We start from the raw sequence: 13,577 nt of genomic DNA, 5'->3' as shown, positions 1-13,577 counted from the left end.
GAACCAGTAATCTCAGGGACTTCTCAGTCCTCGCGGGGAGGTCTCAGTCTTCGAGGGGAGCACGCTCCGCGAGGCCCATCCGGTCGAGGATCCAGGCCAGGCTGAAGGCCCGGTCGTGCCACGACTTGTAGCGGCCCGAGACCCCGCCGTGGCCGGCCGACATCTCGGTGCGCAGGAGGAAGTCGCGGCGGCCCACGGCGGTCGCCCGCAGGCGGGCGACCCACTTCGCGGGCTCGACGTACAGCACCCGCGTGTCGTTGAGCGACGTCTCCGCGAGGATCGGCGGGTAGTCGACGGCGGCGACGTTGTCGTACGGGGCGTAGCCCGCCATCCGGGCGTAGGCCTCCGGGTCGTCCTCCGGGTTGCCCCACTCCTCGTACTCGCCCACGGTCAGGGGCAGCGACGAGTCGAGCATGGAGGTGAGCGCGTCGACGAACGGCACGTCGGCCACGATCCCGGCCCACAGCTCGGGCGCCTGGTTGGCGACCGCGCCCATGAGCAGCCCGCCGGCGCTGCCGCCCTCGGCGACCATCCGGTCGGGGGTCGTCCAGCCCTCGGCGACCAGGTGGCGGCCGCAGGCGATGAAGTCGGTGAAGGTGTTCTGCTTGTGCTCCATCTTCCCGGCGTCGTACCACCGCCGGCCCATCTCGCCGCCGCCGCGCACGTGCGCGATGGCGAAGACCGCGCCGCGGTCGAGCACCGAGAGGCGCGCCACCGAGAAGTACGGGTCCACTGACACCTCGTAGGAGCCGTACCCGTAGAGGTGCAGCGGCGCGGGCGTGCCCGCGGCGACGGCGTCGGCGACCTCGCGCCGCGCCACCAGCGAGATCGGCACCTGCTCGCCGTCGTCGGAGGTGGCCCACAGGCGCTGCTCGACGTAGTCGGACGGGTCGTAGCCGCCGAGCACCGGGGTGCGGCGCAGCAGGTGCCGCTCGCGGGTGCGGACGTCGTAGTCGTAGACCGACGCCGGCACGGCCAACGTCGTGTAGCCCAGCCGCACCACCGGCTGGTCGAACGCCGGGTTGCTGCCCGTGTCGATGGTGTGGACCGCCTCGTCGAACGCGACGAGGTAGTCGTCCCCGACGCCGCTCGGCGCGGCGTCGTCGAGCTCGAGGATGCGCAGCTGGGTGAGGCCCTCGCTGCGCTGGTGGACGACGAGATGCCCGGCGAAGGCCTCGACGGCCTCGAGCCGCACCGCCGCGTCGTGGGCGAGCAGCGGGCGCCACGCGGCGCGCGGGGTCGGCGCCACCGGCGCGGTCGCGACCGCGAAGTCGGGCCCGTCGGCGTTGTGCAGCACCAGGAACACGTCCTCGCCGCGCAGGCGGGCGTGCTCCACGCCGTACTCGACACCCTCGACGCGGGGGGCGAACAGCTGGAGACCGGCCGCGGGGTCGTCGAAGTCGAGGAAGCGCACCTCGCTCGTCGTCTTCGACCCGGTGAAGACGAGGAGGAACCGGTCGGTGCGGGAGCGGCCGATGCCGGTCCAGTAGCGGGCGTCGGTCTCGTGGAAGACCAGCTCGTCGTCGGCCTGGTCGGTGCCCAGCACGTGGCGCCAGACCTTGTCGGGGCGCCAGGTGTCGTCGACCGTCGTGTAGTAGAAGGCGTCGGAGTCCCGGTTCCAGGTGACGCCGCCCAGCACGCCGGTCAGCTCGTCGGCGAGCAGGTCGCCGGTCGCGAGGTCCTTGACCCGCACCGTGTAGCGCTCGTCGCCCACCGTGTCGGTGGCGTGGGCGAGCAGCGTCGTGCTGGGGCTGATCGAGGAGCCGCCGAGGGAGAAGAACTCGTGGCCCTCCGCCAGCTCGTCGAGGTCGAGCAGCAGCTCCTCGCCGGGCAGCGCGGGCTGGTCGGGAGCGCTGTCGGCCGCCGGCTGCGGGGGTGTCCAGTCGTCGGGGTCCGTGACCGCGACACGGCAGCTCGCGCCGTACTCCTTGCCCTCGAAGGAGCGCGAGTAGTACCAGTAGCCGCGGTTGCGGGTCGGCACCGACAGGTCGGTCTCCCGGGTGCGGGCCTTGATCTCCTCGAAGATCGTCGCCCGCAGGTCGGCGAGGTGCGCGGTGCGGGCCTCGGTCCACGCGTTCTCGGCCTCGAGGTGGGCGAGGACCTCCGGGTCGTCCTTGGCCCGCAGCCAGTCGTACTCGTCCCTGCGCTCGTGGCCGTGGTGGGTGGTCGTCACGGGCCGGGGCTCGGCGACGGGCGGGTGCTCGGGGACGCTCGAGGTCATGGGCCCGAGGCTAGTCGCGGGGTACGACGGCGCCGCCGCCGTCCTCCCCGCCGTCCTCCGCGTCCCGGTCGCGGGCGGGGGACGTCGGCCGCACCCAGGGCCGCAGCGCCGGGTCGTCGACGCGGAACGAGCGGACGGGCCCGGGCGGCGTCGCGGCGGTCTCGAAACGCACGGTGACGACGCCGCGGCCCGAGCCCCACACCCAGCCCCGGCCGTGCTCGTCGTGCTCCACGTCGGTGCCGGGCGCGTACGTCGTGTCGCTGCGGGCGCCCGCGCCGGCGGGGTCGTCGGCCGGGCCGGCCCCCGCCTCCGGGTCCGCGCCAGGGGCGGCGTGGGGGTCGGCGGCCGCGGCCGGCTCGTCGGGGTCGTCGGGGCCGGGCAGCAGGGTGCCGAAGAGGTCCTCCTGCACCCAGTCGGCCAGTCCCGAGACGCCGACGCCGAGCAGGCGCACGCCGTCGCGCAGGTCGGTGGTGGTCGCGAGCTCGGCCAGCAGCCGACGGGCGACGCGCGCGATGCTCGCGGCGTCGTCGACCGGCGACGGCAGGGTCGCGGAGCGGTTGAGCGTGGTGAAGTCGTGCAGGCGCACCTTGATCGTCACGGTGCGCCCCGACAGCCCCGCGTCGGCCAGGCGGCGCGCGACGCCGCCGGCCTGCCGGGCGAGGAGGTCGGCCATGACGGCGGTGTCACGCAGGTCGGTCTCGTAGGTGCCCTCGGCGCTCACCGACTTCGCCTCCCGCTCGGCGACGACCGGCCGCGGGTCGTGGGCGCGGGCCAGGTCGTGCAGCGAGCGGCCGTGGGCGTTGCCGACCTGGCGCACCAGCTCGTCGAGGCCGAGCCCCTCGAGGTCGGCGACGGTGCGCACGCCCGCGCGGCGCAGACGCTCGGCGGTGGCGGGCCCGACGCCGGGGATGACGGAGACGGGCATGGGACGCAGCAGCTCCTGCTCGGTCCCCGGCGCCACGACGACGAGGCCGTCGGGCTTGTCGAGGTCGCTCGCGACCTTGGCGACGAACTTGGAGGTGCCGAGACCGACCGACGCCGTCAGCCCGCCGGTGGCCTCCCGCACCCGGGTGCGCAGCTCCTCGGCGAACTCCGTGACGGCCGGCGTCGACAGGTCCCGCAGCGCGGGGTCCGTGGCGGCGGCGAGGTCGACGAACGCCTCGTCCATCGACAGGGGCTCGACGAGCGGGGAGACCTCGCGCAGCAGTCCCATGACGACGCCGCTGGCCTCGCGGTAGGCGTCGAAGCGCCCCCGGAGGTACGCCGCGTGCGGGCACCGGGCGCGCGCCTCCCGGGTCGACATGGCCGACCGCACGCCGAACACGCGGGCCTCGTACGACGCGGTGGCCACGACGCCGCGCCCGCCGGTGCCGCCCACGACGACGGGCTTGCCGCGCAGGGAGGGCTTGTCCCGCTGCTCGACGGCGGCGAAGAAGGCGTCGAGGTCGAGGTGCAGCACCGACGCGTGGGGCCGTCGGACGACGGGCCCGGGCGGAGGCGGCACGGACGGCGACACGCAGGGCACGCTAGCCGTTCCTCGTCCACAGCCCGGCGTCAGCCGCCGCTCCTCCACAGGCCGACGATCCCCGGGGTGGGCGTCCCGCGGGCCGGGGACCCCGGGAGGCATGACCGAACAACGCCGTACCGGCCCCCGACCCCTCCGCTCCGTCCCCGCGAGCGCCAGCCCGCCCGCCACCGACCCGCCCGTCGTACGCCTGCGCACGCCCGCCGACGTCCTGGCCGCCGTGCCGGTCGTGCTCGGCTTCGAGCCCGCCGACTCGCTGGCCGTGCTGACCTTCGGGGCGGACGGCGCGTCCGGGCGCCCGGGTGCGCCGGGCCGCAGTGGCATGCACCTGCGCATCGACCTGCCGGCCGACCCCCGCGACGCCAACCTCGTCGTCGACGCGGTCGTCGCTCCCTGCGTGCGGCACGGTGTCGGTGTGCTCGCCGCCGTCCTCTACACCGACGACGCCCCGCTCGCCACCGCCGTCGCCGACGCGCTGCGCGACCGCTGCTGGCAGGAGGGGCTGGGTCTCGCGGTCGCCGTCCGGGCGGACGGGCGGCGCTGGTACGACGCGGGCGCCGGGTCCGTCCCCACCGGGGCGGGCACGCCGTACCGCAACGACACCCACCCGGTGCGGACCCGGGCCGTGGTCGACGGCCGGGTCGTGCATCGCTCCCGGGCGGCGATGGCGGCGCAGCTGGCCCCGCTGCCCCCCGACCGGCGACGTGACGTCGCCGCCGCGGTCGTGCGCGAGCGCCGCCGGGTGCGTCGCGGCGAGGAGGCGGCGTGGGTACGGCGCACCGTGCTGCGGGCGCTGGAGTCGGGGGTCGAGCCGGCTGCGGCCGACCTGGCCCGGCTGCTCGTCGCCCTGGACGTCGGGGTGAACCGCGACGCCGCGTGGGCGGGGATGACCCGCCCGGACGCCCTGGCGCACCTCGACCTCTGGGTGCCCGCCCTGCGCCGCGCGCCGGAGGGGGCTCGGTCGGGCGTGGCGGCCCTCGTGGGGCTGTGCGCCTGGCTGCACGGTGACGGCGCCCTGGCCTGGTGCGCGGTCGACGTGTGCCTGGCCGAGGTGGCCGACCACGGCCTCGGCTGCCTCGTGCGGGACCTGCTGCTCACGGCGACGCCGCCGGACTGGTGGGAGGAGGTCGGCGCGGGGGAGCTGCCCTCGCCCGCCTGAGTGCAGGTGCCCCTGCGCGGGCGCCCACTACGCTCGCGGCCATGGGCGACGAGGTCGATCACCAGCAGTTCACCCGTGCCGACCGCACGCGGCACCGCGAGAAGGTCCGGCACTCCCTCGACGCGCTCGCCCGCATGCTCCGCGAGGACGCGTTCGAGGCCGACGACCCGCGCACCGGGCTCGAGGTGGAGCTGAACCTCGTGGACGCCGAGGAGCGCCCCGCGCTGCGGAACGCCGAGGTCCTCGAGGCCATCGCGCACCCCGACTTCCAGACCGAGCTGGGCCAGTTCAACATCGAGATCAACGTGCCGCCCGCCCGGCTCGCGCCCGAGGTCGCCGGGGGCCCCGGCGGGTTGACCACGTTCGAGGAGGGGCTGCGCCGCAGCCTCAACGACGCCGAGGCGGCCAGCGCGGCCGTGGGTGCCCACCTGGTGATGGTCGGCATCCTGCCGACGCTCGGCGAGGGCCACATGCGACCCGCCTCCTTGAGCCCGAACCCGCGCTACGCCCTGCTGTCGGAGCAGATCCTCGCGGCCCGCGGCGAGGACATCGAGATCGACGTGCGCGGCGTGGAGCGGGTGCGCAGCCGCACCGACTCGATCGTGCCGGAGGCCGCCTGCACGAGCACGCAGCTGCACGTGCAGACCGCGCCGGAGGACTTCGCGGCGTACTGGAACGCCTCCCAGGCCATCGCCGGGGTGCAGGTCGCGGTGGGGGCGAACGCGCCGTACCTGTTCGGGAAGGAGGCGTGGCGCGAGACCCGCATCCCGCTCTTCGAGCAGGCCACCGACACCCGCAGCGAGGAGCTCAAGGTGCAGGGCGTGCGGCCGCGGGTGTGGTTCGGCGAGCGGTGGGTGACGTCGGTGTTCGACCTGTTCGAGGAGAACGTCCGTTACTTCCCGGCCCTCCTGCCCGTCACCGAGGGGGAGGACCCGCTGGCCGTGCTGGAAGACGGCGGGGTGCCGGAGCTCACCGAGCTGCGGCTGCACAACGGCACCGTCTACCGGTGGAACCGGCCGGTCTACGACATCGCCGACGGCCGGCCGCACCTGCGGGTCGAGAACCGGGTGCTGGCCGCCGGGCCCACGGTGGTCGACACCATCGCCAACGCGGCGTTCTACTTCGGGCTCGTGCGCGAGCTCGCCACCGACGAGCGGCCGCTGTGGTCGCAGATGTCGTTCAGCGCGGCGGAGGAGAACTTCCACACCGCCGCCCAGCACGGCATCGACGCCCAGGTGTACTGGCCCGGCGTCGGCCAGGTGCCCGTCACCGAGCTGGTGCTGCGCCGCCTGCTGCCGCAGGCCCGCAGCGGCCTGCTCGCCTGGGGCGTGGGCACCGACGAGATCGACCGGCTCCTCGGGGTGGTGGAGCAGCGCTGCCTGCGCGGCACCAACGGTGCCGACTGGCTCGTGCGGCGGGTGCGGGCGGAGGGTGACGGCGTGCCCCGCGAGGAGGCGCTGCGCCGGGCGTCCGGCGACTACCGCCAGCGGATGCACACCAACGAGCCCGTGCACACCTGGGACGTCTGAGCCCCGAGGAGCGCCGGCCGTCGCTCACCGCAGCCGGCGCCACGTGCGGCTCTGCCCGCCCAGCGGGTCCCACCACCCGTGCCGGGTGACGACGGCGAAGGCCAGCGGCAGGCCGAGCTCGCCCGACGCCGCCCGGGTGGCGCGCAGCCACGACAGGTCGAGGTCCGCCACCTCCGGCGCGCCCGCCCCTCCCGGCCGGGTGACCCACACGAGGGGCGGCACGGTCGCGCCCAGGGCCTCGACCATCACGGTCAGCACGTCGGCCCGCAGCGCCTGGTCGTCGTACGGCGTGGCCTCCACGCTGTGCGTCGTGCCGCCCGGCCGCCCCGCGTGCACCCGCGGCGCGAAGCGGGTGCGACGCCCCTCGGCCAGGAGGGCCCGGACGGCGGCGCGCAGCTCGTCGTACGACGTGCCGGCCGGCGGGCCGTCGCCGACCGGGTGCGCGGGGCAGGGGACCGGGATCGTCACGACCGCCAGCCTGGCCCGTGGCACCGTCCGGGGCGAGCGGCTCTCCACAGAGCGCGCCGGGCGGACGCATCGGCTAGCGTGCCCGGGAGGGCCCGCCGTGACCGGTGCGGCCGGAGCGGCTGGGGCAGCGAGGGGGAGAGCGTGACGACGATCGTCGTGGGATACGTGACCAAGCCGGAGGGTGAGGCGGCCCTGCACAAGGCGATCGAGGAGGCCCGGCTGCGCGAGGCCCGCGTCGTGCTGGTGAGTGCGACCCGCGGCGAGGACACCGTCGAGGGGCTCGAGCCGGCCCGCGAGCTGCTCGCCGCCGCCGGCCTGCCCCACGAGGTGCGCGTGACGACCGGCGCGTTCGACCCGGCCGAGGACCTGCTGGCGGTCGCCGACGAGCTCGACGCCGACCTCATCGTCATCGGGCTGCGGCGCCGCACCCCGGTCGGCAAGCTGCTGCTCGGCAGCAACGCGCAGCGGATCCTGCTCGACGCCCGCACCCCCGTGCTCGCCGTCAAGGTGCCCGCGGCCGGCTGAGCGCGCTGCCGGGCGCTGCGGGGCGCCTGCTGCGGCAGGATGGGCCCATGGCCATCCAGATCACCGGTGACGCGGCCGCCGACGCCGTTCTCGAGTCCGACCCCTTCGCGCTCCTCGTCGGCATGATGCTCGACCAGCAGTACCCGATGGAGCACGCGTTCCGCGGCCCCGCGAAGGTGCTCGACCGGTTCGGCACGTTGGACCCGGCGCGCATCGCCGCGGCCGACCCGGAGGAGTTCGCCGCCCTGTGCGCCACGCCGCCGGCCATCCACCGCTTCCCCGGCTCGATGGCCGCGCGGCTGCAGGAGCTGGCCCGCATCGTCGTCGACGAGCACGACGGGGACGCCGCCCGGCTGTGGACCGAGGCGACGAGCGGGAAGGACCTGCTGAAGCGGGTCATGGCCCTGCCGGGCTTCGGCAAGCAGAAGGCCCAGATCTTCGTGGCCCTGCTGGCCAAGCAGCGCAACGTGCGCCCCGACGGCTGGGAGCTGGCGGTCGGCGACTACGCCGAGCCCGGCTACCGCTCGGTCGCCGACGTCGTCGACGGCGCGTCGCTGCAGAAGGTGCGCGACTACAAGAAGATGAAGAAGGCCGCGGCGAAGAAGTAGGGCGCTGTGCCGGCCGGGCGACGCGCTTGGAGGGCGCTGCCAGTCTCTGCGCATGGCGGAGCAGACGACGGACGAGCGCATCGACGCGGCAGCCGCCGTCTTCGGTGTCGACGACATGACCGACTGGCAGCGGGAGGCGCTGCGCTCGGTGGTCGAGGGCACGGACACCGTGGTGCTCGCGCCGACCGGCTCGGGCAAGTCGCTGGTCTACCTGGCGGCCGGGCGCCTCGTCGACGGGTGGACGCTCGTCGTCTCACCGCTGCTCGCCCTCCAGCGCGACCAGGTCGCCCACCTCGAGGAGACCGACGTACGGGTCGAGCGGCTCGACTCGACGCTGGCCAAGGGGCGCCGCGCCGAGGTGCTCGCGGCGGTCGGCCGGGGCGAGGTCGACCTCGTGTTCCTGGCCCCCGAGCAGCTGGCCAACGCCGAGGTCGCCGAGGCGCTCGCCGCCTGCCCGCCCGGGCTCGTGGCCGTCGACGAGGCGCACTGCGTCTCGGAGTGGGGCCACGACTTCCGCCCCGACTATCTGCGTCTGGGGTCCCTGCTCGACCGGCTCGACCAGACGAGCGGTCGCGCGCGGCGCGTGGCGACGACCGCCACCGCGGCCGCCCCGGTGCTCGCGTCCCTCACCTCCCGCCTGGGTCTCGAGGACCCCGCAGTGGTCACCGCCGACCTGTCCCGCCCCAACCTGCGGCTCGCGGTGGAGCAGGTGCCCGACGGCGACCGGCTCGACGAGCGCGTGCTCGACCTGGCCGACCGCTCCGCCGACGACGCTGCGGGGACCGGGATGTCACTGGTCTACGTGCGTACCCGCAAGCACGCCGAGCAGCTGGCGGGCGATCTCGCCGCCCGCGGCCGCCGCAGCGCGGCGTACCACGCCGGCCTGCGTCGCGCGGACCGCGAGGAGGTGCACACCCGGTTCGACGCGGGCGACCTCGACGTGCTGGTGGCGACGTCGGCGTTCGGGATGGGCATCGACAAGCCCGACGTGCGTCTCGTCGTCCACGCCGGCGCACCGGCGTCGGTCGACGACTACTTCCAGGAGATCGGCCGCGCCGGGCGCGACGGCGACCCGGCCGACGTCGTGCTCGTGCACCGGCCGGAGGACCGTGCCCTCGGCCGCTTCTTCTCCGCCGGGGTGCCGCGCCGCGGCACCGTCCGCTCGGTGCTGGACGCCGCCCGGCGGCACGGCGACGGTGCCCCCGAGGAGCCGCGCGCGGTCGCCGAGGCGGCCGGTGTCGGTACGGCGGCCGCCACCCGCGTGCTCAACCTGGCCGAGCTCGCGGGCCCCGACGCGGACGTCGACGCCGTGCTGGAGGTCGCGCGCGAGCGTCGCCGTCTGGAGCAGTCGCGCGTGGAGATGATGCGGGAGTACGCCGAGACGGGTCGCTGCCGCGCCGCGTGGTTGCTGGGCTACTACGGCCAGTCCGCCGACGTCTGCGGGCTCTGCGACAACTGCCGCTCGGGCCGGGCCGAGGAGGCGCCCGAGGTCGACGACGAGCGCCGGGGCGAGCGCGTGGTGCACGCCGAGTTCGGCACCGGGGTGGTCGTCGCGGCCGACGAGCACCAGGTGACGGTGCTGTTCGAGGAGAACGGTTACAAGACCCTGGCGACCCGGCTGGTCGACGAGCAGGGCCTGCTCGAGCCGGCCTGAGCGCGGCGGCCGGATCTCGACGGCCGGATCCGGACGGCCGGTGGCTCTCGTGGTCGCGCGTTCACCTGCCGGTCGCGGAGGGCGGTCACCCTCGTCCGCATGCGTCGGCTGGGGGCGATCACGGTCGGCTGGGTGCTGCTGCTCCTCGGGGTCGCGCTGTTCCCCCTGCCGGGCCCGGGACTGCTCGTCGGCGTCATCGGCCTCGGCATCCTGGCGCGCCACCAGGACTGGGCGGCCCGTCGCGTCGACCGGCTGCGCGCGCAGGTCGAGCTCGCGGCCGCCCGCGGCGTGCGCACCCACCCCCAGGCATGGGCCTCGATCGTCGGTACGACGCTGCTCGCCGCCTCGGGCGTCCTCTGGATCTGGGCGCCGGACCAGCCGTCGTGGTGGGTGCTCCCCGGCTGGACCTGGCTGCCCGGCGGCCTGACCGCGGGCCTGAGCCAGGTGCTCTCCGGGCTCGTCAGCCTCGCCCTCGTCGTCCACAGCTACCGGCGCTACCACGGACGCCCCGACGAGCTCGCGCGCATGGAGGCGGCGGTCCGGGACGCGGGTCGTGCCTAGGGGCGGGTGCGACGCGGGCCCGCCTGGCACGATCGCAGGATGGACAGCCAGACCCGGACCTACCGCACCGGCGACCGCGAGGTCGTGCTCGACCTGACCGAGGACTGCCGGGAGTACGCCGCGGGGCGCGGCGACGGCCTGCTCCACGTGTTCGTGCCCCACGCGACGGCGGGCATCGCCATCCTGGAGACCGGCGCGGGCAGCGACGACGACCTGCTGGCCGCGCTCGGGGACCTGCTGCCCGCGGACGACCGGTGGCGCCACCGGCACGGCAGCCGGGGGCACGGGCGCTCCCACGTGATGCCGGCGCTCGTCCCGCCGTACGCCACCGTGCCGGTGCTGGGCGGCCGGCTCGCGCTCGGCACCTGGCAGAGCATCTGCCTCGTCGACCTCAACGTGGACAACACCGAGCGCGAGGTGCGGCTCAGCTTCCTGGGCGACGCCGCCGGAGCGTGACGCGGGACGAGACGCGGGGCGTCACGCGGGTCAGGTCGGCGACGGCTGGGGGCCCGTGGCATCATGGTGCACGCGGCTCTTGACAGTACCTGGCTCTGCCGCGCCCTGATGTAGTTGACGAGAGGTGTTCGTGGCTTCGATCGCACGCAAGAAGCTCCCCGCCGAGGTGCTCGCGCACCCCGCCCTGGCCGCTCTGGTGGAGCACGGCTCGGCGGCCGGCGTGGTCACCCCCGACCAGGTCCGGCAGGCGAGCGAGGACGCGGCCATCGAGCCCGTCCACCTCAAGGCCCTGCTCGTGCACCTGAGCACCCTCGGCATCACCGTCGACATCGCCGCGGGCGCCACCCGCGCCGTCGCGGCGTCGGCCACCCGTCGTACGACGACGGCCAGCGCCGGCACGGCGAAGAAGACCGCGGCCAAGAAGGCCCCCGCCAAGGCGGCGGCGAAGAAGGCCGCCCCGGCGAAGAAGGCGGCGGCGAAGGCCGCCCCCGACGCCCCGGACGCCCCCGAGGTGGACGGCGTGGACGTCGAGGACGTGGTCGACCTCGAGGGCATCGAGGTGGTCGAGGACGTGATCGAGGTCGAGGTCGAGGAGGCCGGCGGCGCGGAGACCCCCGCGGTCGAGGTCGGTCCCGACGGCAAGAAGATCCTGCCCGACATCCCGGACGAGGTGTTCGAGAAGGACGTCAAGGCCGACCCCACGATCAAGCAGGACGAGAAGGAGGCCTCCTTCGTCGTCTCGGCGGCCGACGATACGGACGAGCCCGAGCAGCAGGTCATGGTGGCCGGCGCGACGGCCGACCCGGTCAAGGACTACCTGAAGCAGATCGGCAAGGTTCCCCTCCTCAACGCGGAGATGGAGGTCGAGCTCGCCAAGCGCATCGAGGCCGGCCTCTTCGCCGACGAGAAGCTCGCCAAGGGCGGCAAGATCACGCCCAAGGTGCTCGAGGAGCTCGAGTGGATCGCCGACGACGGGCGCCGCGCGAAGAACCACCTGCTCGAGGCCAACCTGCGGCTCGTCGTCTCGCTCGCGAAGCGGTACACGGGTCGCGGCATGCTCTTCCTGGACCTGATCCAGGAGGGCAATCTCGGCCTCATCCGTGCGGTCGAGAAGTTCGACTACACCAAGGGCTACAAGTTCTCGACCTACGCGACGTGGTGGATCCGTCAGGCCATCACCCGCGCGATGGCCGACCAGGCCCGCACCATCCGCATCCCGGTGCACATGGTCGAGGTCATCAACAAGCTGGCCCGCGTCCAGCGCCAGATGCTCCAGGACCTGGGCCGCGAGCCCACCCCGGAGGAGCTGGCCAAGGAGCTGGACATGACGCCCGAGAAGGTCGTCGAGGTCCAGAAGTACGGCCGCGAGCCCATCTCGCTGCACACGCCGCTGGGCGAGGACGGCGACTCGGAGTTCGGTGACCTCATCGAGGACTCCGAGGCGATCGTGCCCGCCGACGCCGTGTCGTTCACGCTGCTCCAGGAGCAGCTGCACGCGGTCCTCGACACGCTGTCGGAGCGCGAGGCCGGCGTCGTCTCGATGCGCTTCGGCCTGACCGACGGCCAGCCCAAGACCCTCGACGAGATCGGCAAGGTGTACGGCGTGACGCGCGAGCGCATCCGCCAGATCGAGTCGAAGACGATGAGTAAGCTGCGCCACCCGTCGCGCTCGCAGGTGCTGCGCGACTACCTGGACTGAGCGCCCGCGTCACCACGACGGCCCGTCACCGAGATCCTCGGTGGCGGGCCGTCGTCGTACCGGCTGCGGGAGCCGGCTGTCGTGCCGGGCGCGCGGTCAGCCCGTGCAGTCCGCGAGCGCGGCGGCGTACTCGGGGCTGGCGGGGTCGGGCTCGTCGAGCCCGGCGGGGGTCGGGGTGGCGGTCTCGCCCGCGAAGCCGAAGCCGGACGGTCCGGTGAGCAGCTGGCGGCCGTCCGCGCACTCGGTGGTCTCGGCGACCTCGAGGCTCCCGTCCTCGGCGAGGCAGCCCGCGTAGTCGGCGGGGATGCTGCCGCCGGCGACCCACACCTCGGTGCAGGCCGGCGCGTCGGCGGGGGCGCCGGACGCGTCGGAGCTCGCCCCCGAGTCCGCGCTGCCGGAGGAGGTGGAGCTCGCCGACGGCGAGCCGCTCTCGGTCATGCCGGTGCCCACGCTCGAGCTGGCCTCGGGCGCGACGTTGTCGGGGGACTCCTCGTCGCTCGCCGAGCAGGCGGCGAGGGCGGGGAGCAGGAGCAGGGCGGGTACGGCGAGCAGGTGGCGGCGCATGTGCCCCCGGTACCCCGGTGGCCGGCCTCAGAGCTGGAGGACGGCCACGAACCACACGAGGGAGGCGACGACCGCCGCGGTGGCCTCGATGGCGATGCTCATCGCGACCGCCTTGAGCGCCGCGACGGTCGACGGCCGGGCGGCGACGGACCCGACGCGCTGCACCTCCGCGGCGTACACGCCCGCCACGAACCCGACGAACAGGCCGACGAAGGGGATCACGAAGAACCCGACGACACCGGCGAGGCCTCCCAGCAGGAGCGTGCGGCCGGGCACGCCGGCGGCCTTGAGGCGCTGCCCGGGGAGCGCGTACTGCACGACGGTGCCCACGACGAGGATGGTGGCGATGGCGGCGAACCACCCCCAGGCGGCGCCGCCGGTGAGCGCGGCCCAGCCGAGGAAGGTCGCCCCGATGAGCAGGGTGCCGGGGAGCACCGGCACGACGATGCCGACGATGCCGACGGCCACGAGCAGCGCCACGAGGGCGTCGGTCCAGGTCACGGCCGTCATCCTCGCAGGTCGCGGAGGGACGGGACGCACGACGGCCCCGGACCTGGTGGTCCGGGGCCGTCGTGGTCGGTCGTCGGGGGGCGCGGTGCGCGCCCTGG

Annotated in this window: 13 protein-coding genes; 8 read left to right on the top strand and 5 right to left on the bottom strand. The window is 74.9% G+C overall.

All coding sequences use genetic code 11. The features are described 5' to 3' along the window. Positions 1 to 43 precede the first annotated feature (43 nt). Positions 44 to 2,221 carry a S9 family peptidase gene (locus tag INN71_RS07685; RefSeq protein WP_277498594.1) on the bottom strand — a complete coding sequence of 726 codons (2,178 nt, stop codon included), beginning with the start codon at positions 2,219 to 2,221 and terminating at the stop codon, positions 44 to 46. Positions 2,222 to 2,231: 10 nt separating this feature from the next. Further along, positions 2,232 to 3,737 (bottom strand): DNA polymerase IV, encoded by a 1,506-nt coding sequence (locus tag INN71_RS07680; RefSeq protein WP_277498593.1) that lies wholly within the window; start codon positions 3,735 to 3,737, stop codon positions 2,232 to 2,234. Between the two features lie 109 nt (positions 3,738 to 3,846). Here INN71_RS07680 and INN71_RS07675 point away from each other — a divergent pair, with 109 nt between their 5' ends. Together INN71_RS07675 and INN71_RS07670 are read left to right on the top strand one after the other, a co-directional pair. Next, positions 3,847 to 4,905 (top strand): DUF4192 domain-containing protein, encoded by a 1,059-nt coding sequence (locus INN71_RS07675; protein ID WP_277498592.1) that lies wholly within the window; start codon positions 3,847 to 3,849, stop codon positions 4,903 to 4,905. Positions 4,906 to 4,946: 41 nt separating this feature from the next. Beyond that, positions 4,947 to 6,434 carry a glutamate--cysteine ligase gene (locus INN71_RS07670; RefSeq protein WP_277498591.1) on the top strand — a complete coding sequence of 496 codons (1,488 nt, stop codon included), beginning with the start codon at positions 4,947 to 4,949 and terminating at the stop codon, positions 6,432 to 6,434. A 24-nt stretch (positions 6,435 to 6,458) separates the two neighbouring features. On the opposite strand, the gene INN71_RS07665 is transcribed toward INN71_RS07670, so the two are convergent. Continuing rightward, positions 6,459 to 6,902 (bottom strand): hypothetical protein, encoded by a 444-nt coding sequence (locus INN71_RS07665; RefSeq protein WP_277498590.1) that lies wholly within the window; start codon positions 6,900 to 6,902, stop codon positions 6,459 to 6,461. A 141-nt stretch (positions 6,903 to 7,043) separates the two neighbouring features. Between INN71_RS07665 and INN71_RS07660 the strand changes: the two genes are divergently transcribed. The 6 genes from INN71_RS07660 to INN71_RS07635 all read left to right on the top strand — a co-directional run bounded on the left by INN71_RS07660 (position 7,044) and on the right by INN71_RS07635 (position 12,405). Then, a complete protein-coding gene (locus tag INN71_RS07660; protein ID WP_277498589.1) occupies positions 7,044 to 7,427 on the top strand; it encodes a universal stress protein in 384 nt (127 codons plus the stop codon). Between the two features lie 47 nt (positions 7,428 to 7,474). Next, entirely contained in the window at positions 7,475 to 8,035 is a 561-nt protein-coding gene (locus tag INN71_RS07655) for an HhH-GPD-type base excision DNA repair protein (RefSeq protein ID WP_277498588.1), read from the top strand. A 52-nt stretch (positions 8,036 to 8,087) separates the two neighbouring features. Beyond that, positions 8,088 to 9,689 carry an ATP-dependent DNA helicase RecQ gene (locus INN71_RS07650; protein WP_277498587.1) on the top strand — a complete coding sequence of 534 codons (1,602 nt, stop codon included), beginning with the start codon at positions 8,088 to 8,090 and terminating at the stop codon, positions 9,687 to 9,689. 99 nt (positions 9,690 to 9,788) lie between these two features. Further along, a complete protein-coding gene (locus INN71_RS07645; RefSeq protein WP_277498586.1) occupies positions 9,789 to 10,250 on the top strand; it encodes a PGPGW domain-containing protein in 462 nt (153 codons plus the stop codon). Positions 10,251 to 10,289: 39 nt separating this feature from the next. Next, a complete protein-coding gene (locus INN71_RS07640) occupies positions 10,290 to 10,706 on the top strand; it encodes a YjbQ family protein (RefSeq protein ID WP_277498585.1) in 417 nt (138 codons plus the stop codon). Between the two features lie 316 nt (positions 10,707 to 11,022). Beyond that, positions 11,023 to 12,405 (top strand): RNA polymerase sigma factor, encoded by a 1,383-nt coding sequence (locus INN71_RS07635; protein ID WP_277498652.1) that lies wholly within the window; start codon positions 11,023 to 11,025, stop codon positions 12,403 to 12,405. 96 nt (positions 12,406 to 12,501) lie between these two features. On the opposite strand, the gene INN71_RS07630 is transcribed toward INN71_RS07635, so the two are convergent. Further along, positions 12,502 to 12,969 (bottom strand): hypothetical protein, encoded by a 468-nt coding sequence (locus INN71_RS07630; protein ID WP_277498583.1) that lies wholly within the window; start codon positions 12,967 to 12,969, stop codon positions 12,502 to 12,504. 27 nt (positions 12,970 to 12,996) lie between these two features. Continuing rightward, complete coding sequence (locus tag INN71_RS07625) at positions 12,997 to 13,470, bottom strand: DUF456 domain-containing protein (RefSeq protein ID WP_277498582.1); 474 nt, start codon at positions 13,468 to 13,470, stop codon at positions 12,997 to 12,999. Positions 13,471 to 13,577 lie beyond the last annotated feature (107 nt).

Source organism: Nocardioides sp. ChNu-153 (assembly GCF_030466625.1).
GTDB lineage: Bacteria > Actinomycetota > Actinomycetes > Propionibacteriales > Nocardioidaceae > Nocardioides.
This window is presented reverse-complemented; position numbering and strand designations above follow the sequence as displayed.